The organism is Streptomyces sp. 1114.5 (assembly GCF_003635085.1).
Classification (GTDB): domain Bacteria; phylum Actinomycetota; class Actinomycetes; order Streptomycetales; family Streptomycetaceae; genus Kitasatospora.
Genome location: NZ_RBXE01000001.1, coordinates 908,092 through 925,748, shown reverse-complemented (window position 1 = coordinate 925,748; position 17,657 = coordinate 908,092). Strand labels below are relative to the sequence as shown.

Genomic DNA, 17,657 nt, shown 5'->3' with positions numbered 1-17,657 from the left:
ACGGTCGAGCACAGCGACCGACGACTACAGCGACCGACGACCACAGCGACCGACCGACTACGGCGAACGGCGACGACGGGGGACACGATGCGCGGATGGCTGAAGGCCACGATCAGCCTGGCGGTGCTCGGCGGCCTCCTGGTGGGTGCCGACCGGATCGCGGTCGGCGTGGCCGAGGACGAGGCCGCCGACCGGATCGTGAAGAGCGGCCGGATGAGCCAGCGGCCGGACGTGTCGATCGAGGGCTTCCCGTTCCTCACCCAGGTGCTGTCGATGAAGCTGGACGACGTCCGGATCTCCGCCGACGGCCTGACCGTCGGTGACAGCAGCCACCAGGTGGCGCTGCACTCGTTCAAGGCCAAGCTCTCCGGCGTCGCGGTGAGCGACAGCATGAGCAGCGCCACGGTGGACAGCGGCACCGGCAGCGGGGTGATCTCCTACCCGGACCTCGCGCAGCTGCTGCCGCCCGCCTCCCAGCTGCTGCACGGGGCCAAGCTGCCGGTGGGCAGCAGCACCCGGCTGAACCTGGCGTACGGCGGGCCGGGCAAGGTCAAGGCCTCGCTGGGGCCGATCGCGATCGGCGAGGGCACCGTGCACAACGACGGGAACACCGTCACCGTGGACGGCTTCCGGCTGAGCTCGCTGGCCGGGATGGTCGCCGGGATCACCAACCAGCAGATCGAGCCGATGAGCTTCACCCTCGACACGCTGCCGGCCGGGCTGAAGCTGGCCGCCAAGGACGGCGACAAGGACGGGGTGACGCCGCTGCCGGAGGGGCTGCAGCTGACCTTCGACGGCAAGGGCGTCAAGCTCCTGGGCTGAGCCCCGCCACCGGGCACTGCCGGTCCGACCACCGGGCCCGGCCGCCGGGCCTCGCCGCCGGGCTCTGCCGCCGACATCTGCCGAATCGTTCCGCTCCGCGAGACGCGCTGTTCCAGCGCCGACCGCGGAGCGGTGTCGTTTCCGCCCCTGCCGCAGCACCGGACGGCCGCCCGGGCGGGTCCGGCGGGTCGGGTTCAGGCCAAATCCCGCGATACGGTCGATTTGGTCTCATTATTCGATACGCTGATGACAGCGGGCCGCCGGTGTCCCTAGCATCGTCGGCATGAAGCGACAGACGGACCTCACGAAGCGGCGGGCGGTAGACCTGTGCCGCGTGGCCGCCTGTCTGTGTCGAATGCGCTGACTCGGCGTTCCGGCGGGGTAGTTGACACCCGCCGCCGATCTCTCCGGTGACCGTTCCCGGCAGTACTCGCGGGTTGGCGCCGACGTACTCCGCAGTTCCCTGCCCGGCCGCACCGGTCCACCCGCTCCGTCCCATCATTCGGACGGGCATTCGGACCGCACCCGCCCGGCACCCCTGCAGCACCTCCTGAGCAGCACCTTCCGCAAACCGCCCTCGGATGGAGAACACCACCATGAGCCGCAGCGACGTCCTGGTCGACGCCGACTGGGTCCAGGCCCACCTGGACGACCCGAAGGTCGTCATCGTCGAGGTCGACGAGGACACCACCGCGTACGAGAAGAACCACATCCGCAACGCCGTCCGGATCGACTGGAAGCAGGACCTCCAGGACCCGGTCCGCCGTGACTTCATCGACCAGGCCGGCTTCGAGGCGCTGCTCAGCGCCAAGGGCATCGCCAACGACGACACCGTCGTCCTGTACGGCGGCAACAACAACTGGTTCGCCTCGTACGCCTACTGGTACTTCAAGCTGTACGGCCACGGCGACGTCCGCCTGCTGGACGGCGGCCGCAAGAAGTGGGAGCTGGACTCCCGCGACCTGGTCGCCGAGGTGCCGGCCCGCCCCGCCACCGAGTACAAGGCGCAGGCCGCCGACTCCTCGATCCGCGCCTTCCGCGACGACGTGATCGCCGCCATCGGCAACCTCAACCTGGTCGACGTCCGCTCGCCCGACGAGTTCTCGGGCAAGCTGCTCGCCCCGGCGCACCTCCCGCAGGAGCAGTCGCAGCGCCCCGGCCACGTGCCGAGCGCCCGCAACATCCCGTGGGCCAAGAACGCCAACGACGACGGCACCTTCAAGAGCGACGACGAGCTCAAGTCGCTCTACGAGGCCGAGGGCATCGACCTGGCGAAGGACACCATCGCCTACTGCCGCATCGGCGAGCGCTCCGCGCTCACCTGGTTCGTGCTGCACGAGCTGCTCGGCCAGGAGAACGTCAAGAACTACGACGGCTCGTGGACCGAGTACGGCAGCCTGGTCGGCGTGCCGATCGAGCTCGGCAGCAACTGAGCCCCCGGCTCGACCCGTAAGTCAGAAGGGAAGTACAGACATGTGCGGTGCGAAGGCCGGCGGCCCGGACCTGGCAGGAGTTGACGTGGCGAACGAGACGATCATCCAGGGTTCGGTGACCCGCGACGGTGAGCCGGTCAACGGCTACGTCCGTCTGCTCGACGAGGGCGGCGAGTTCACGGCCGAGGTGCCCACCTCGGCGACCGGCCAGTTCCGGTTCTTCGCCCGCCCGGGCAAGTGGACCCTGCGCGCGCTGGTGCCGGGCCAGACCGTGGACCGCCAGGTGGTGGCCTCCCAGGGCACCGCCGTCGAGGTCGCGATCGCGGTCTGAGCGGCACGACGACGTCCACGCGGTGACGCGACGAGCCGAGGGCCCCTGCCGAGCAGGGGCCCTCGGCCGTACCGTGGAGGGGTGCAGGCAAGACGGCGGCGGCGCTACTACTTCGCCATGATGGGCGTGTGCCTGGGCCTGTTCGTCCTGGCCTGGGGCGTGGTGCGGTTCTTCTCGGTCGGCGCGGCGATCGGCATGTGCGTGGTCGCGATGGTCATCCCGCCGGCCGCCGCGGTGTTCGCCAACAAGCGGGACCCGGACGACGACTGGTGGAACGACCCGCGCTGGGACGACCCGAAGTGGGACGAGCCCGGCCACGACCGGGACCTCCCCGACCACGAGCAGCGTGACCGCTAGGGCGCACCTAGTACACGAGCGCCTGGACGCCGTCCGCCATGATCTCGCTGACGAAGACCTGGGCGCCCGCGATCCGGACGCCCTCGACGGTGTCCTTCTGCTCGATCCCGCGCCGGGCCGCGCACTGGGTGCACAGCGTCACCGAGCCGGCCGCCAGGATCGACTCCAGCAGGTCCGGCAGCGGCGCCGCGTGCGGCAGTTCGAACTCCGCCGCCCGGCCCGGCAGCGCGAACCAGGAGGACTCCCCGGTCAGCCAGAGCGAGACCTCGATCCCGCTGGCGACGGCCACCGCCGCCACCGTGAACGCCTGCGAGCACCGCTCCGGCGCGTCCGCCCCGGCAGTGACCTTGATGACGAGCTTCTTCGACATGGCGCCACCTTAGAGGTCCCGCCACCCCCGTCCGCCGTCATCACTGAATCCCGTGGGCAAACCTTGGACGGCGCCCCGACTCCGGCGCGAAACCCGACGTGGTGGGGCTCACCGCGACCGGCGGTAACACGCCGGATAGAGTGAGCGCGAGCAAAATCCACCACTCTCTCTCCGCCTGGGAGTCCCCCGTGACCGGTCTCGAATGGTTCTTCGATGGTCTGCTGGCCCTGATGGCCGTGCTGATCACCTGGTTCGCCATCTTCTCGGTGATGAAGCTGTACCAGGGCCAGCGCTGAGCCTGCCGTACGGTTGAGGCATCCCGAACCGACGACGACAGCGACCAGGAACATGATCGAGATCCCCTCTGACCTCCACAAGGACGTCGTCCCCCTCGCCTTCCTCCTCGGCACCTGGGAGGGCGCGGGCGTCTACGACTTCCCCGGCGCGGAGAAGTGCAACTTCGGCCAGGAGATCGTGATCCGCCACGACGGCCGTCCCTTCCTGGAGTTCCGCTCCCGCACCTGGGTGCTGGACGAGGCGGGCGAGAAGATCCGCCCGCTGGAGAACGAGCACGCGTTCTGGCGGATCACGAGCAACCACGACGGGACCACCGGCGCCCGGGGGATCGAGATCTCCTCCGTCCGCGACGACGGCACGGTCGAGATCTGGTACGGCGAGCTGGCCGACGGCAAGCCCCAGATCGACGTCTCCACCGACGCGGTGGCCCGGATCGAGGGCTCCCCGGAGTACTCGGGCGGCAAGCGGCTGTACGGCTTCGTCAACAGCGAGCTGCTCTGGGTCGGCGAGAAGGCCGCCCCGAACGTGCCGCTGCGCCCGTACATGTCCGCGCAGCTGAAGAAGGTGCTCAGCCCGGCCCAGCTGATCAAGGACATCAACGACCTGCCGGACGACGGCATCGCCTTCTTCAAGTAACCGGCGCAGCACGTAACCAGCACGGTTCGTGCAGAGGTAGGGACCGGCCCCCGGCCGGTCCCTACACTTGCCTCAGGACCCCCGACTTGGCAGGGACAGCAACCGTGGCGGACACCGGCACCACCGACTGGCAGCTCTCCGGCGACTGGAAGGCCGACCTGCGCGAGCGCGGCTACCGCCTCACCCCGCAGCGGCAGCTGGTGCTGGAGGCCGTCGACGTCCTCGACCACGCCACCCCCGACGAGATCCTCTGCCACGTCCGGCAGACCGCCAGCGGCGTCAACATCTCCACCGTCTACCGGACCCTGGAGCTGCTGGAGGAGCTGGGCCTGGTCTCGCACGCCCACCTCGGCCACGGCGCCCCGACCTACCACCTGGCCGGCCGCCACCACCACCTGCACCTGGTCTGCCGGGACTGCGAGAAGGTCACCGAGACGGGCACCGAGATCGCCCAGCCGCTGATCGACAGCCTGCGCGCCCAGCACGGCTTCGACACCGACCTCAAGCATTTCGCCATCTTCGGCCGCTGCGCCGACTGCACCGCCAAGCTCGCCGGGGGCCGGCCGTAAGCTGGCCGGTATGACCGGTGTGAAGAGTCCGCTGCTTGCCCTGCCCGGAGCCGTCCCCGCCGAGGGCGCCGACGAGGGCGTCGCCGCCCACTACGGCGACCTCTTCCGCGAGCAACGCCGCCTCTCGCAGGGCGCCGGCTTCGTCGACCAGTCGCACCGCGGGGTGGTCACCGTCACCGGCCCGGACCGGCTCTCCTGGCTGCACCTGCTGGTCACCCAGCACGTCAGCGAACTCCCGCCGCAGCAGGCCGTCGAGGCGCTGGTGCTCTCCCCGAACGGGCACGTCGAGCACGCGCTCTACCTGGTGGACGACGGCACCACCACCTGGGCGCACGTCGAGCCGGGCACCCAGGGCGCGCTGGTGGCCTACCTGGAGAGCATGAAGTTCTTCTACCGGGTGGAGGTCGCCGACGCGACCGCCGACTACGCCGTGGTGCACCTGCCGGCCGGCTCCACCGCCTCCCTCGACGGCGCCGCCGCCGTCCGCGAACTCCCTTACGGGCGCGACCTGTTCGTGCCGCGCGGTGAGCTGGAGAAGCTCACCGCCGGGTACGGCCCGGCGGCCGGGATCTGGGCCTACGAGGCGCTGCGGATCGAGGACCACCGGCCCCGGCTCGGCTTCGAGACCGACCACCGGACCATCCCGCACGAGGTGGACTGGCTGCGCACCGCCGTCCACCTGCAGAAGGGCTGCTACCGCGGGCAGGAGACCGTCGCCCGGGTGCACAACCTGGGCCGGCCGCCGCGCCGGCTGGTCTTCCTGCACCTGGACGGCACCGAGGAGACGCTGCCCCCGCACGGCACCGAGGTACGGCTGGCCGGTGACCCGGACGGGCGGGCGCTGGGCTTCGTGACCTCCTCGGCCCGGCACCACGAGCTGGGGCCGATCGCGCTGGCGATCGTCAAGCGGAACGTCCCGGTGGACGCGGTGCTGCTGGCCGGGACGGTGCCGGGCACCCAGGACGTGATCGTCCCGCAGTAGCCGGTCCGGCCGCAGCCGGTCCGGTCCCGGCCGCAGCTCCCGGCTCAGACCTCGACGAGGACGGTGAACGGGCCGTCGTTCACCAGCGCCACCTGCATGTCGGCGCCGAACCGGCCCGTCTCCACCTTGGCGCCCAGCGCGCGCAGCTGGGCGACCACCTCGTCCACCAGCGGCTCGGCGACCGGCCCGGGGGCGGCGGCGTTCCAGGTGGGCCGACGGCCCTTGCGGGCGTCGCCGTAGAGCGTGAACTGGCTGATCACCAGCAGCGGGGCGCCGAGGTCCGAGCAACTCTGCTCGACCCCTTCGGCGTTCGCGGGCAGCAGTCGCAAGGTCCAGAGCTTGCAGGCCAGTTGGGCGGCCTTGGCCGGGGTGTCGTCGTGGGTGACACCGACCAGGACGCAGAGTCCGGGCCCCTCGATCGCGCCGACGGTCTCACCGGCCACGGTCACCCGGGCCTCGGTCACTCGCTGCACCACTGCTCGCATGCCGTCATTGTGCCGGAGCTCCGTACGCCCGCCGGAGGGGCCCCGAGGGCCGTGGTGGGGAGGAGGCGGCCGGTGCTGCCGCGTCCCCCACATGCGTCACAGGGGTCGTCCCCAGGCGCACGCGCGGGGCGCGCACAACGGTGGCGCACGCCGTGATGTGCGCGCCTGCGCAGGTTCGGGCGCCACTCTTCCTGCAGAAAGCACTGGTCATATCAGCCACCCCCGTTCGCCAGGGGGCCGTTCGGGTGCACGGGCAGTGCGCGCGCGCCGGGCGGGGTGGCACGCTGGGGGACCGTACGAAGGGTCCGGGGCGCCATGAGGTCCGCCGCGCCGGGCCCGGGGTTCGGCCGGGCGGTCGAGCCGGTGGGTCAGGCGTTCTGGCGGTGTCGCCCCGGCGGGTGGTCGCGGCCGGGGGCGGGAACCGCCGGGGGGCTCCCGGGCGTGCCGACGGACGGGACACCGGACCCGTCGGGGGACGGGTCGGACCGGCGGCAGGGACGGGGTGCCGCGAGCGGGCGGGATCGGACGACGGCAGGTGGTTGGGTGATGGACGCGAGCAGCGCGGCGCGGGACCGGTCCGGACAGGTGGCGCAGGCCCCCGGGGGCCCGAGCGGGCCGGCGGCCGGCGCGCCGGACGAGCCCGATCTGGAGCGGCTGGGCCTGGACCAGCTGCGGGTGCTGCGCCGGGAGACCCTGGAACAGGAGGCCGACCTGTCGTACCTGCGGCGGCTGCTGCACGGGCGGATGGACATCCTGCGCGCCGAGCTCGACCGGCGGCCCGGCGGGGGCCCGGTCCGTACGGCCGGTGCGCCCGGCCCCGAGCCGGTCCCCGGCGACCTGCTGGACCGGCTGCCGGCCATCCTGACCGACGCGCCCTCCACCGTGCGGCGCTCGGCCCGGCACGTCACTCTCCGTCCGCCGCGCACCCAGGAGTCCCAGCTGGAGGCGGACGCGCTGATGGGCGACGTTCAGCTCGCCGACCTGGCCGCGCACCCGGCCGAGGAGCTGCTGGCCGCCCTGGAGCGGCTGCGGGCGCACGAGCGGGAGGTGTCCGGACGTCGCCAGCGGCTGCTTCGCACGGCCGACGGTTGCAATGCCGAGATCACCCGCAGGTACCGTGATGGGGAAGCACGGGTCGACGACCTGCTCGCAGGGGGGCCGCTCTGACCGGGTGAGTCGCTGCGGGCGGGTGAGGCCCGGTGCTCTCCCGGCCCACCCTCGCCCCGGAAGGCTCTCCCCCGATGTCCCAGCTCGCCACCGCGCACGTTCTCGCCGAGGTCATACGCTCCGGCTTCGTCGAGGGCCGTCACCACGGCTCCCTGGTGCTGCTCGCCGCCGACGGCTCGGTCGAGTTCGCGCTCGGCGACCCGGACGCGCCGGTCTTCCCGCGGTCGACGGCCAAGCCGTTCCAGGCGGTGGCCACGCTGCGGGCCGGGCTGGCGATCGAGGGCGAGCTGCTGGCGCTGGCGGCCTCCAGCCACTCCGCAGAATCGTTTCACCTCACTGGTGTGCGGAGCATCCTCGGCTCCGCCGGGCTCGACGAGACGGCCCTGCGCACCCCGGCCGACCTGCCGCTGGACGAGACCGAGGCGGAGCTGCTGCTCTCCGCCGGCGGCCGCCGCGCCCCGATCCTGATGGACTGCTCCGGCAAGCACGCCGGCTGGCTGGCCGCCTGCGTGGCCAACGGCTGGGACACCGCGAGCTACCTCGACCCGGCCCACCCGATCCAGCAGCTCGCCCGGGAGGCCCTGGAGGAGGGCACCGGCGAGACCCCCGGGCACGCCGGGGTGGACGGCTGCGGCGCGCCGCTGCTGGCCGTCACGCTGACCGGCCTGGCCCGCGGCTACCGCAGCCTGGTGCTGGCCGCCGAGGGCACCGCGCCGCGCCTGGTCGCCGACGCGATGCGCACCCACCCCGAGTTCGTGGCCGGCACCCGCCGGGCCGACACCTGGCTGATGCGGGCCGTCCCCGGCGCGCTGTCCAAGATGGGGGCCGAGGCCGTCCAGGTGGTGGCGCTGCCGGACGGCCGGGCGCTCGCCTTCAAGATCGACGACGGTGGCGAGCGGGCGCGCGGCCCGGTGCTGGCCGCCGCGCTGCGCCGGCTCGGGGTGACCGGGGCGGACGAGACCGTCGAGCGGATCGGCGCGGCCCCGCTGCTCGGCGGCGGCGCGCCGGTCGGGCAGGTGCGGGCGGCCTTCTAGCGGCTGTCGGGGGCCTCCAGGGCTTTCCGGGGGCCTCCCGGGTCTCCAGGGGCCTCCAGGCCGGTGCGGACTCCCGGGAGGAGCCCGTCGGGGTGCGGGCGGCGCGGGGCCGGTGCGGACTCCCGGGAGGAGCCCGTCGGGGTGCGGGCGGCGCGGGGCCGGTGCACGGTGGACCGGGGGCCGTCGCAGAGCTGAGGGAGTCCGCCATGACCGACCATGTGTACCGGGTGACCGAGATCGTCGGGTCCTCGACCGAGAGCGTCGACGCCGCGATCCGCAACGGGGTGGAGCGGGCCGCCCGGACGCTGCGCAACCTCGACTGGTTCGAGGTGTCGCAGGTCCGGGGCCATCTGGAGGACGGCCGGATCAAGCACTTCCAGGTCTGCATCAAGGTCGGCTTCCGGCTGGAGGACTGACCGCGCTCCGCAGCACCGGGCGGCCCCGGCGGGCAACCGCCCACCGGGGCCGACGCCGTGCCGCCGCCGTGAAGCCACGGCTACGCGCTCAGCGGGTACCGGGCGTCCAGGTCGCGGAAGACCGCCCCGTTGAGCACGAAGGCCCGCTTGCACTCCTCGACCACCCGGCGCCGCTCGACCTCGTCCATCGCCGCCCCGGCCGCGTCCAGCTTGGCCCGGTACTCGCGCTTGAAGGCGGCCGGGTTGTCGACCTCCTCGAAGACGTAGAACCGCACGCCGTCGCCCTTGCGCTCGAAGCCCCAGGTCCTCTCGGCGATGCCGCGGATGATCTGACCGCCCGACAGGTCGCCCAGGTAGCGGGTGTAGTGGTGGGCGATGTACCCGGCCGGCCACCGCTCGGCCAGCTCCTGGACCCGCGCGACGTACGCGGCGGTGGCGGGCAGCGGCGTCAGTCCGGTGCGCCAGTCGGGCCCGCACAGATGGGCCAGGTCGCGCTCGATGGCGGGGGTGCGCAGCAGCGCCCGGTCGACGAAGGGGCCGGCCAGCGGGTGTTCGGCGAGCTGGTCGGCCCGGCTCTCCAGGGCGCGGTAGACGAACCAGAGTTGGCCGGTGAGGTCGGCGTAGGCCTCGACGCCGAGCCGTCCGTTCAGCAGGTGGCTCATGAACGAGGAGTGCTCGGCGGCCTCGTGCTCCTCGCTGCTGGCGGTGCGGAGCACGGTGGAGAACGGGACGGGCTCGGGCGTGGGCATGCGGCCTCCAGGGATCGGAACCGGACCGGCAATTCTGGTTAGCCTAACCTGAGTTCACCTTTTGCCGACAGGCTGTCGGTAAACCGTCCCACACCCGGCCCGCGATCCGCTCCGGGAACGGCGAAGGCCGGGGCCCGCGGACGAATCCGCGAACCCCGGCCCCAGGCTGTCCCGACCTACCTCGAACCAACCTGATCGAACGAGATCGGAACGACGGCTCAGTGGCCGCCCTGCTCCGCCAGACGCTTGATCGAAGCGGTGACCTCGGCCTCGGCCTCGGCGCGGCCGACCCAGTTGGCGCCCTCGACGGACTTGCCCGGCTCCAGGTCCTTGTAGACCTCGAAGAAGTGCTGGATCTCCAGGCGGTCGAACTCCGACACGTGGTGGATGTCGCGCAGGTGCTCCCAGCGCGGGTCCGTCGCCGGGACGCAGAGCAGCTTGTCGTCGCCGCCGGCCTCGTCGGTCATGTGGAACATGCCGATGGCGCGGCACTTGATGAGGCAACCCGGGAAGGTCGGCTCGTCCAGGATGACCAGGGCGTCCAGCGGGTCGCCGTCCTCGCCGAGCGTGCCCTCGACGTAGCCGTAGTCGGCCGGGTAGCGGGTCGAGGTGAAGAGCATCCGGTCGAGCCGCAGGCGGCCGGTCTCGTGGTCGACCTCGTACTTGTTACGAGAGCCCTTCGGGATTTCGATAAGGACGTCGAACTCCAACGGTTCCTCCAAGGTAGGGACTGACAGAATCCAAGTGTCTCCTACGGGAGTGAGTGCTCGGGAAAGGGGCCGGTCGGTGGGAGCAGGGGGAGGGACGGCGCGCCGCCGCAGGGGGACGGCCGCGGGCCTGGTCGGGGCAGCGCTGCTCGTCGCGAGTACGGTCCTGACCCCGGGTGGTGCGTACGCGCAGCCCTCCCCGCCGCCGGGCGGGCACAGCGCCGGGCCCGGCGAGGACGAGGGCCACGACGGCCAGGGCGACCGCGACGGCCGCAAGGGCGACCACGGCAAGGGCGGCGCCAAGCCCCCGGCCGGCCCGAGCCCGAGCGCCACCACCGGCGCCGCCACCGCGACCCGCCGGGCCGCGCCGCCCGCCGGGTCCTCCTCCGCGCCGGCCACCGGCGGCGACCCGTCCGCCGCCCGCCCGGCCCCCGCACCGGCCGTCGTGCTGGCCGCGGCGGGCCCGGAGGCGGCCGTGCCCACCGCGCCGGGCCTCCAGCAGGCGCTCGCCGCCGCCCTCGCCGACCGCAACCTCGGCGACGTCGGCCTCGCCGTCGCGGACGCCGCGGACGGCCGGCTCCTCTACGGCTCCGCGGAGAACACCGCGGCCACCCCCGCCTCCACCACCAAGCTGGCCACCTCGATCGCGGCGCTGTCCCTGATCCCCGGCGACACCCGGTTGACCACCAGGGTGGTCCGCGGCGCGGAGCCGGGCACGATCACCCTGGTCGGCGGCGGCGACCCGACGCTCACCGCACTGCCCGCCGACCAGGTGCAGATCGGCGGGCAGCCGGTCGACGCCGACACCGCCCCCGCCTCGCTGGACGAGCTCGCCCGGCAGACCGCCGCCGCGCTGACCGCGGCCGGCACCGGCACGGTCCGGCTGGACTACGACCTGTCCCTGTACTCCGGCAACCCGCAGCACAAGAACCACGACGCGCAGAACATCGCCCTGGTCGTCCCGCTGATGGTGGACGAGGCCAAGGCGGACCCGAAGAGCCGGGAGGACGCGCCGGCCCGGGTCGCCGACCCGGCCGGCGCGGCCGCCGAGGCCTTCGCCGCCGCGCTCAAGCTCCGCGGCATCACCGTGGAGGGCAGGGCCAAGCCCGCCGTCGTGCCGGCCGCGGCCGACGCGCCAGTCCTCGGCCGGGTCGCGTCGCCCACCGTCGACCGGCTGGTCGAGCGCCTGCTGACCACCTCCGACAACCAGCTCGCCGAGGCGATCGCCCGTCAGGCCGCCCTCGCCGCCCACCAGCCGGCCGGCTTCGAGGGGGCGGTCACCGCCGTCACCCAGGAGCTCACCAGGCTGGGCGTGCCGATGGCGAACGTGACCCTCAACGACGGCAGCGGCCTGAACCCGAACAACGCGATCCCGCCCGCGGTCCTGGTCCGGCTGCTCTCGCTGGCCGCCTCCGAGCAACACCCGGCCCTGCGCCCGGTGCTCACCGGCCTCCCGGTCGCGGGCTTCACCGGCACCCTCGGCAAGCGGTACGGCTCCGGATCGGGCGCCGCCGACGCGGCCGGCCTGATCCGCGCCAAGACCGGCACCCTCAGCGCCGTCAACACCCTGGCCGGCACCGTCGTCGACGCCGACGGCCGCCTGCTCGCCTTCGCCGTCATGACCCGCACCCCGGCCACGGCCTCCGTCGACGCCACCCGCGCCGCCATGGACCGCGTCGCCGCCCACCTCGCCGCCTGCGGCTGCCACTGACACCGGGGATCCCCGCGGCAGGCGTTCGCCGCGGGTGGCTCCCGCAGGCGGTGGGGAGCACGTACGGTGAGGGCATGACGAGCGCGAGTGGCGGTGCTGACATGGTCGACTGGAACCTCGCGGTCGCGACTGCGACCAGGCTGGTTCGGCCGGGGCCCGAGGTGAGCCGGGCGGAGGCGGCGGCGGTGGTCGCCGAGCTGCGCCGGCACGCCCTGGAGGCGGAGGAGCACGTACGGGCGTTCACCGGCATGCGGTCGTCGAGCCTGGCCCAGGCCACGGCGACGCCGGTGCTGGTGGTGGACCGCCCGGGGTGGGTGCGGGCCAACGTGGCGGGCTTCCGTACGGTGGTCCAGCCGCTGGTGGAGAAGCTCCAGGCGCGGCGGGCGAACAGCGCGACGGCCGGGATGCTCGGCACCGTGGGGGAGAAGGCCACCGGCATCGAGGTCGGGGCGCTGCTGGCCTTCCTGGCGACCAAGGTGCTGGGCCAGTACGAGACCTTCGCCCCGGCGGAGCCCCCGCTGGAGGCCCCGGACTCCCCGGCGGCCCTGTTCGACAAGCCGCGGCTGGGTCCGGACGGCCCCGGTCCCGGCCGGCTGCTGCTGGTGGCGCCGAACATCGTGCACGTCGAGCGGGAGCTGGACGTCGACCCGTCCGACTTCCGGCTCTGGGTCTGCCTGCATGAGGAGACGCACCGGACGCAGTTCACCGCGGTGCCGTGGCTGCGCGACCACATCCAGTCCGAGGTGCAGTCCTTCCTCGCCGAGACGGACGTCGAGCCGGGCGCCCTGCTGGACCGCCTGCGGGACGCGGCGGGTTCGCTCGGCGGCCTGCCGGGCGTCGGCGGCCGGGAGGGCGCCTCCTCCTCGAACCTGCTGGAGATCGTCCAGTCGCCGGCCCAGCGCGAGATCCTCGGCCGGCTGACGGCAGTGATGTCGCTGCTGGAGGGCCACGCGGACGTGGTGATGGACGGTGTCGGCCCGGCCGTCGTGCCGACCGTCGCGGAGATCCGGGAGAAGTTCCAGCAGCGCCGGGACCGCGGCGCGAACCGGCTGGACCTGCTGCTGCGCCGGCTGCTGGGCATGGACGCCAAGCTGCGCCAGTACCAGGACGGCGCGGTGTTCGTGCGCGGCGTGGTGGAGCGGGTCGGCATGGAGGGGTTCAACCGGGTGTGGACCTCCCCGAACACGCTGCCGACCAAGGACGAGATCCACGACCCGGCCGCCTGGGTGGCCCGGGTGGCCCGCTGAGCGCCCCGAGCCTCCCGGGTGGGCCGACCGGGCCGCCGCCGCGCCCGTGAGCCGGGCGGCAAGCGGCGCCCGGCCGGTCAAACCCGCTCGTACGAGTGGTCCAATCGGGCAGATGACGGGTGAAGAAGCGTTTCTTCATTCACCCGAACGTGGGACGGTGGTCGTACCGGTGGCGCGGGTGGCGTAGCGGGTCGCTCCTTTCTGCCACCATCTGTGAGCGCCCGGTAACGCCGCGCTACGCGACTGCGCGGCTCACCGCGTCAGCCGCAGCCCTGTCCCCTCCGTCGAGGAGTCGTCCGCCGTGGGCCCTCACCCCGCCGTCGCCGCGATACGCCTGGCCGTTCGCCGCACGCTCACCGACCTCGCCGCCGAGGCCGGTTCCACCTTCACCGCGCCCGTGCGCGAGCCCCGCGAGCGCCCGGCCGGGGCGCCGCTGGTGGGTGCCGCCGTCGGCACCACCCTGATCGGCAACGCCGCACGCCATCCGTCCGGGCTGCCCCGCACCCCGGCCGCGCCCGGCTCGCCGCTGGTCCTGGTCGCCGTCAGCGGCGGCGCGGACTCGATGGCCCTGGCCATCGCCGCCGCCTTCGAGGCCCCCAAGATCGGCCTGCGGGTCGGCGCGGTCACCGTCGACCACGGTCTGCAGGCCGGCTCCGCCGAGCGCGCCGCCCAGGTGGCCGAGCGGCTGCGCTCGCTCGGTCTCGACCCGGTCGAGGCGATCCCGGTGCGCGTCGGGCGCACCGGCGGCCCGGAGGCCGCCGCCCGGGACGCCCGCTACGCGGCCCTGGACGAGGCCGCCGACCGCCACGGCGCGATCGCCGTCCTGCTCGGCCACACCCGGGACGACCAGGCCGAGACCGTACTGCTGGGCCTGGCCCGCGGTTCGGGCGCCCGCTCGCTGGCCGGGATGCCGGCCCAGAAGGGCCGCTACCGCCGCCCGCTGCTGGAGCTGGACCGGGCCGCCACCCGGCAGGCCTGCTCCGCCCAGTCGATCCCGGTCTGGGACGACCCGCACAACTGTGATCCCGCCTACACCCGCTCCCGGGTCCGGCACGAGGTGCTGCCCGTCCTGGAGAAGCACCTGGGCGGTGGCGTGGTCGAGGCCCTGGCCCGTACCGCCCGGCTGTTCCGCGACGACGCCGACGCCCTCGACCAGTGGGCCTCCCTGGCCGAACGCGACCTCCGTACCGGCGAAGGGGCCCTGGACGCCGTGAAACTGGCCGAACTGCCGCCGGCCGTGCGCCGCCGGGTGCTGCGCCGGGCCGCGCTGCGCGCGGGCTGTCCGGCCGGGGACCTGTTCGCCCGGCACCTGGAGACGATCGACCTGCTGGTCACCGGATGGCGCGGCCAGGGGCCGCTGCACCTACCCGGGGGAGTCGAGGCCACCCGCAGGTGTGGCACGCTGGTCTTTCGGCGGCAGGGCGACTGACGGGCGAGGCATGCCCCGGGGGAGCCGGCCGCCGGCCACACAGACCCCGAACGTTTGAGGACGTATCCCCGGTGGACCAGAACGACATGGGCGCTGACCTCGCGAAGGTGCTCATCAGCAAGGACGAGATCGACGCCAAGCTCCTGGAGCTGGCCGAGCGCATCGACCGGGACTACGCAGGCAAGGACCTGCTGATCGTCGGCGTCCTCAAGGGTGCCGTGATGGTCATGGCCGACCTCGCCCGGGCCCTGCACTCGCAGGTCACCATGGACTGGATGGCCGTCTCCTCGTACGGGATGGGTACCAAGTCCTCCGGCGTGGTGCGGATCCTGAAGGACCTGGACACCGACATCGCCGGCCGTGACGTCCTGATCGTCGAGGACATCATCGACTCCGGTCTGACGCTGTCCTGGCTGCTGGGCAACCTGGGTTCGCGCGGCCCGGCCTCGCTGGAGGTCTGCACCCTGCTGCGCAAGCCGGACGCGGCCAAGGTCGAGATCGACGTGAAGTACGTCGGTTTCGACATCCCGAACGAGTTCGTGGTGGGCTACGGCCTGGACTACGCGGAGAAGCTGCGTAACCTCCCCTTCATCGGCACCCTCGCCCCGCACGTCTACGGCGGCTGAGGGTCCGTTCGGGCTAGGGGCGGGAACAGTAGGTCGTTCCCGCCCGTTGGACCGGGGGACCGAAGAAGCAAGCCGTGTCGCCGCGCTCCCGCCATCGGTGGGTCCGACTGCGGTACGGTCCAATAAACCGCTCTTCACACGAGCACCGACCGGATGCGCCGCGGCCCACAGCCACACGGCGCCGTTGAGTGGCAGGAGGGACGGGGCGGCAACGCCCCGCATGGATGGACGTCAAGCGATACTTCCGTGCGCCGATCATGTGGATCGTGCTGGCCGTCCTCGCCGTCATCGTGTTGATGCAGGTCGTTTCGGATTCGAACGGCTACAAGACGGTGGACACCGGTCAGGTGGTCGCGGCGATCGACGCGCACAATGTCAAGTCGGCGCAGATCACCACCGGTGACTCGAACACGATCAAGATCCAGCTGAAGGACGGCGCAACGCTGCCCAACGCCGGTACGGGCAAGGTCCCGTCCGGCACCAAGTTCCAGGCCTCGTACATCGGCGACCAGGGCGTCGCGATCGCCGACAAGCTGCAGGCCCAGATCAACGACAAGGACGCGAGCACGCTCGCCGAGGGCTACACCGTCAGCCCGGAGAAGCAGAGCACCTTCGTCAGCCTGCTGCTGTCGATGCTCCCGATCGTGATCATCGTCCTGGTCTTCCTGTTCCTGATGAACCAGATGCAGGGCGGCGGCTCCCGGGTCATGCAGTTCGGCAAGTCCAAGGCCAAGCTGCTCACCAAGGACACCCCGAAGACCACCTTCGCCGACGTCGCCGGTGCCGACGAGGCGGTCGAGGAGCTCCACGAGATCAAGGAGTTCCTGCAGGAGCCGGCCAAGTTCCAGGCCGTCGGCGCCAAGATCCCCAAGGGTGTGCTGCTCTACGGCCCGCCCGGAACCGGCAAGACCCTGCTGGCGCGTGCCGTCGCGGGCGAGGCCGGGGTGCCGTTCTACTCGATCTCCGGCTCGGACTTCGTCGAGATGTTCGTCGGTGTCGGCGCCAGCCGCGTCCGCGACCTCTTCGAGCAGGCCAAGGCGAACGCCCCGGCGATCATCTTCGTCGACGAGATCGACGCCGTCGGCCGGCACCGCGGTGCGGGTCTCGGCGGCGGCCACGACGAGCGCGAGCAGACCCTCAACCAGCTGCTGGTCGAGATGGACGGCTTCGACGTCAAGGGCGGCGTGATCCTGATCGCCGCGACCAACCGCCCCGACATCCTGGACCCGGCGCTGCTGCGCCCGGGCCGCTTCGACCGCCAGATCGCGGTTGAGCGCCCCGACCTCCAGGGCCGCCTGGACATCCTCAAGGTGCACCAGAAGGGCAAGCCGATCGCGCCCGACGTCGACCTGTCGGCCGTCGCCAAGCGCACCCCCGGCTTCACCGGTGCCGACCTGTCGAACGTCCTGAACGAGGCGGCGCTGCTGACCGCCCGCTCGGACAAGAAGCTGATCGACAACGGCATCCTGGACGAGGCGATCGACCGCGTCGTGGCGGGTCCGCAGAAGCGCACGCGGATCATGTCCGACAAGGAGAAGAAGATCACCGCGTACCACGAGGGCGGCCACGCCCTGGTCGCGGCGGCCTGCCAGTACAGCGACCCGGTGCACAAGATCACCATCCTGTCCCGCGGCCGGGCCCTCGGCTACACCATGGTGCTGCCGGACGAGGACAAGTACTCCACCACCCGCAACGAGATGCTCGACCAGCTGGCCTACATGCTGGGCGGGCGCGCGGCGGAGGAGCTGGTCTTCCACGACCCGACCACCGGTGCCTCGAACGACATCGAGAAGGCCACCGCCACGGCGCGGGCCATGGTCACCCAGTACGGCATGACCGAGCGCCTGGGTGCGATCAAGTTCGGCAGCGACAACTCGGAGCCGTTCCTCGGCCGCGAGATGGGCCACCAGCGCGACTACTCGGAAGAGGTCGCCGGGCTGGTCGACGAAGAGGTCAAGAAGCTCATCGAGAGCGCGCACAACGAGGCCTGGGAGATCCTGGTCGAGAACCGCGACGTGCTCGACAACCTGGTCCTGGAGCTCCTGGAGAAGGAGACCCTGAACAAGGAGCAGATCGCCGAGATCTTCGCCCCGATCGTCAAGCGCCCGGCCCGGCCGGCCTGGACGGGCTCCGCCCGCCGTACGCCGTCCACCCGGCCGCCGGTTCAGTCGCCGAAGGAGCTGGCGCTCACCAACGGCGCCGCCGCCGCGGGGGACACCGCTCCGGTGGACGTCGTGAAGCTCCCGCCGATGCCGGCCGCCGAGCCGCCGACCGAGAGCTGAGCGCCCG

The 17,657-nt window shown here is 72.6% G+C and carries 20 protein-coding genes; 16 read left to right on the top strand and 4 right to left on the bottom strand.

Annotated elements, in window-relative coordinates; genetic code table 11:
* Nucleotides 1–87 precede the first annotated feature (87 nt).
* The 5 genes from BX285_RS04005 to BX285_RS03990 all read left to right on the top strand — a co-directional run bounded on the left by BX285_RS04005 (nucleotide 88) and on the right by BX285_RS03990 (nucleotide 2,943).
* Nucleotides 88–822, top strand: a complete 735-nt coding sequence (locus BX285_RS04005; protein ID WP_097236696.1) for a DUF2993 domain-containing protein — start codon at nucleotides 88–90, stop codon at nucleotides 820–822.
* Nucleotides 823–1,105: 283 nt separating this feature from the next.
* Nucleotides 1,106–1,186, top strand: coding sequence for an Ms5788A family Cys-rich leader peptide (locus BX285_RS39445; RefSeq protein WP_350517234.1), 81 nt, complete (start codon nucleotides 1,106–1,108; stop codon nucleotides 1,184–1,186).
* 232 nt (nucleotides 1,187–1,418) lie between these two features.
* A complete protein-coding gene (locus BX285_RS04000) occupies nucleotides 1,419–2,255 on the top strand; it encodes a sulfurtransferase (RefSeq protein WP_121177220.1) in 837 nt (278 codons plus the stop codon).
* 40 nt (nucleotides 2,256–2,295) lie between these two features.
* On the top strand, nucleotides 2,296–2,586 hold the full coding sequence (locus BX285_RS03995) for a DUF1416 domain-containing protein (RefSeq protein ID WP_030059605.1): 291 nt from the start codon (nucleotides 2,296–2,298) through the stop codon (nucleotides 2,584–2,586).
* A gap of 81 nt (nucleotides 2,587–2,667) precedes the next feature.
* Entirely contained in the window at nucleotides 2,668–2,943 is a 276-nt protein-coding gene (locus BX285_RS03990) for a DUF3099 domain-containing protein (RefSeq protein WP_097236695.1), read from the top strand.
* Between the two features lie 7 nt (nucleotides 2,944–2,950).
* Here the strand turns inward: BX285_RS03990 and BX285_RS03985 are convergent, their stop codons facing one another.
* Nucleotides 2,951–3,313, bottom strand: coding sequence for a DsrE family protein (locus tag BX285_RS03985; RefSeq protein ID WP_030059603.1), 363 nt, complete (start codon nucleotides 3,311–3,313; stop codon nucleotides 2,951–2,953).
* 348 nt (nucleotides 3,314–3,661) lie between these two features.
* Here BX285_RS03985 and BX285_RS03980 point away from each other — a divergent pair, with 348 nt between their 5' ends.
* From BX285_RS03980 to BX285_RS03970, 3 genes are all read left to right on the top strand, one after another.
* The gene (locus BX285_RS03980; RefSeq protein WP_097236694.1) at nucleotides 3,662–4,246 is read left to right on the top strand and encodes an FABP family protein; all 585 of its coding nucleotides are present in this window, start codon (nucleotides 3,662–3,664) and stop codon (nucleotides 4,244–4,246) included.
* An 86-nt stretch (nucleotides 4,247–4,332) separates the two neighbouring features.
* Nucleotides 4,333–4,815 carry a Fur family transcriptional regulator gene (locus tag BX285_RS03975; RefSeq protein WP_257032465.1) on the top strand — a complete coding sequence of 161 codons (483 nt, stop codon included), beginning with the start codon at nucleotides 4,333–4,335 and terminating at the stop codon, nucleotides 4,813–4,815.
* Between the two features lie 19 nt (nucleotides 4,816–4,834).
* Nucleotides 4,835–5,797 (top strand): folate-binding protein YgfZ, encoded by a 963-nt coding sequence (locus tag BX285_RS03970; RefSeq protein WP_121177217.1) that lies wholly within the window; start codon nucleotides 4,835–4,837, stop codon nucleotides 5,795–5,797.
* A gap of 44 nt (nucleotides 5,798–5,841) precedes the next feature.
* Here the strand turns inward: BX285_RS03970 and dtd are convergent, their stop codons facing one another.
* Nucleotides 5,842–6,282, bottom strand: coding sequence for a D-aminoacyl-tRNA deacylase (dtd, locus tag BX285_RS03965; protein ID WP_121174477.1), 441 nt, complete (start codon nucleotides 6,280–6,282; stop codon nucleotides 5,842–5,844).
* Between the two features lie 546 nt (nucleotides 6,283–6,828).
* On the opposite strand from dtd, the gene BX285_RS03960 reads away from it, so the two are divergent.
* The 3 genes from BX285_RS03960 (at nucleotide 6,829) to BX285_RS03950 (ending at nucleotide 8,899) form a co-directional block, all read left to right on the top strand.
* Complete coding sequence (locus tag BX285_RS03960; protein WP_259470424.1) at nucleotides 6,829–7,449, top strand: ABC transporter substrate-binding protein; 621 nt, start codon at nucleotides 6,829–6,831, stop codon at nucleotides 7,447–7,449.
* 74 nt (nucleotides 7,450–7,523) lie between these two features.
* Nucleotides 7,524–8,483, top strand: a complete 960-nt coding sequence (locus BX285_RS03955) for an asparaginase (RefSeq protein ID WP_097236691.1) — start codon at nucleotides 7,524–7,526, stop codon at nucleotides 8,481–8,483.
* A gap of 206 nt (nucleotides 8,484–8,689) precedes the next feature.
* The gene (locus BX285_RS03950; protein WP_097236690.1) at nucleotides 8,690–8,899 is read left to right on the top strand and encodes a dodecin; all 210 of its coding nucleotides are present in this window, start codon (nucleotides 8,690–8,692) and stop codon (nucleotides 8,897–8,899) included.
* 80 nt (nucleotides 8,900–8,979) lie between these two features.
* Here BX285_RS03950 and BX285_RS03945 read toward each other — a convergent pair whose 3' ends face one another.
* Nucleotides 8,980–9,648, bottom strand: a complete 669-nt coding sequence (locus tag BX285_RS03945) for a heme oxygenase (biliverdin-producing) (RefSeq protein WP_121174476.1) — start codon at nucleotides 9,646–9,648, stop codon at nucleotides 8,980–8,982.
* Between the two features lie 218 nt (nucleotides 9,649–9,866).
* A complete protein-coding gene (locus BX285_RS03940) occupies nucleotides 9,867–10,358 on the bottom strand; it encodes an inorganic diphosphatase (RefSeq protein WP_030059594.1) in 492 nt (163 codons plus the stop codon).
* A gap of 76 nt (nucleotides 10,359–10,434) precedes the next feature.
* On the opposite strand from BX285_RS03940, the gene dacB reads away from it, so the two are divergent.
* The 5 genes from dacB (at nucleotide 10,435) to ftsH (ending at nucleotide 17,650) form a co-directional block, all read left to right on the top strand.
* Entirely contained in the window at nucleotides 10,435–12,066 is a 1,632-nt protein-coding gene (dacB, locus tag BX285_RS03935) for a D-alanyl-D-alanine carboxypeptidase/D-alanyl-D-alanine-endopeptidase (protein WP_183106997.1), read from the top strand.
* Nucleotides 12,067–12,140: 74 nt separating this feature from the next.
* Entirely contained in the window at nucleotides 12,141–13,313 is a 1,173-nt protein-coding gene (locus tag BX285_RS03930) for a zinc-dependent metalloprotease (protein WP_097236687.1), read from the top strand.
* A gap of 301 nt (nucleotides 13,314–13,614) precedes the next feature.
* Entirely contained in the window at nucleotides 13,615–14,742 is a 1,128-nt protein-coding gene (gene tilS / locus BX285_RS03925) for a tRNA lysidine(34) synthetase TilS (protein WP_030059590.1), read from the top strand.
* Between the two features lie 71 nt (nucleotides 14,743–14,813).
* Nucleotides 14,814–15,368 carry a hypoxanthine phosphoribosyltransferase gene (gene hpt, locus BX285_RS03920; protein WP_030059589.1) on the top strand — a complete coding sequence of 185 codons (555 nt, stop codon included), beginning with the start codon at nucleotides 14,814–14,816 and terminating at the stop codon, nucleotides 15,366–15,368.
* 224 nt (nucleotides 15,369–15,592) lie between these two features.
* Nucleotides 15,593–17,650 (top strand): ATP-dependent zinc metalloprotease FtsH, encoded by a 2,058-nt coding sequence (gene ftsH, locus BX285_RS03915; protein WP_218893087.1) that lies wholly within the window; start codon nucleotides 15,593–15,595, stop codon nucleotides 17,648–17,650.
* Nucleotides 17,651–17,657: the final 7 nt, after the last annotated feature.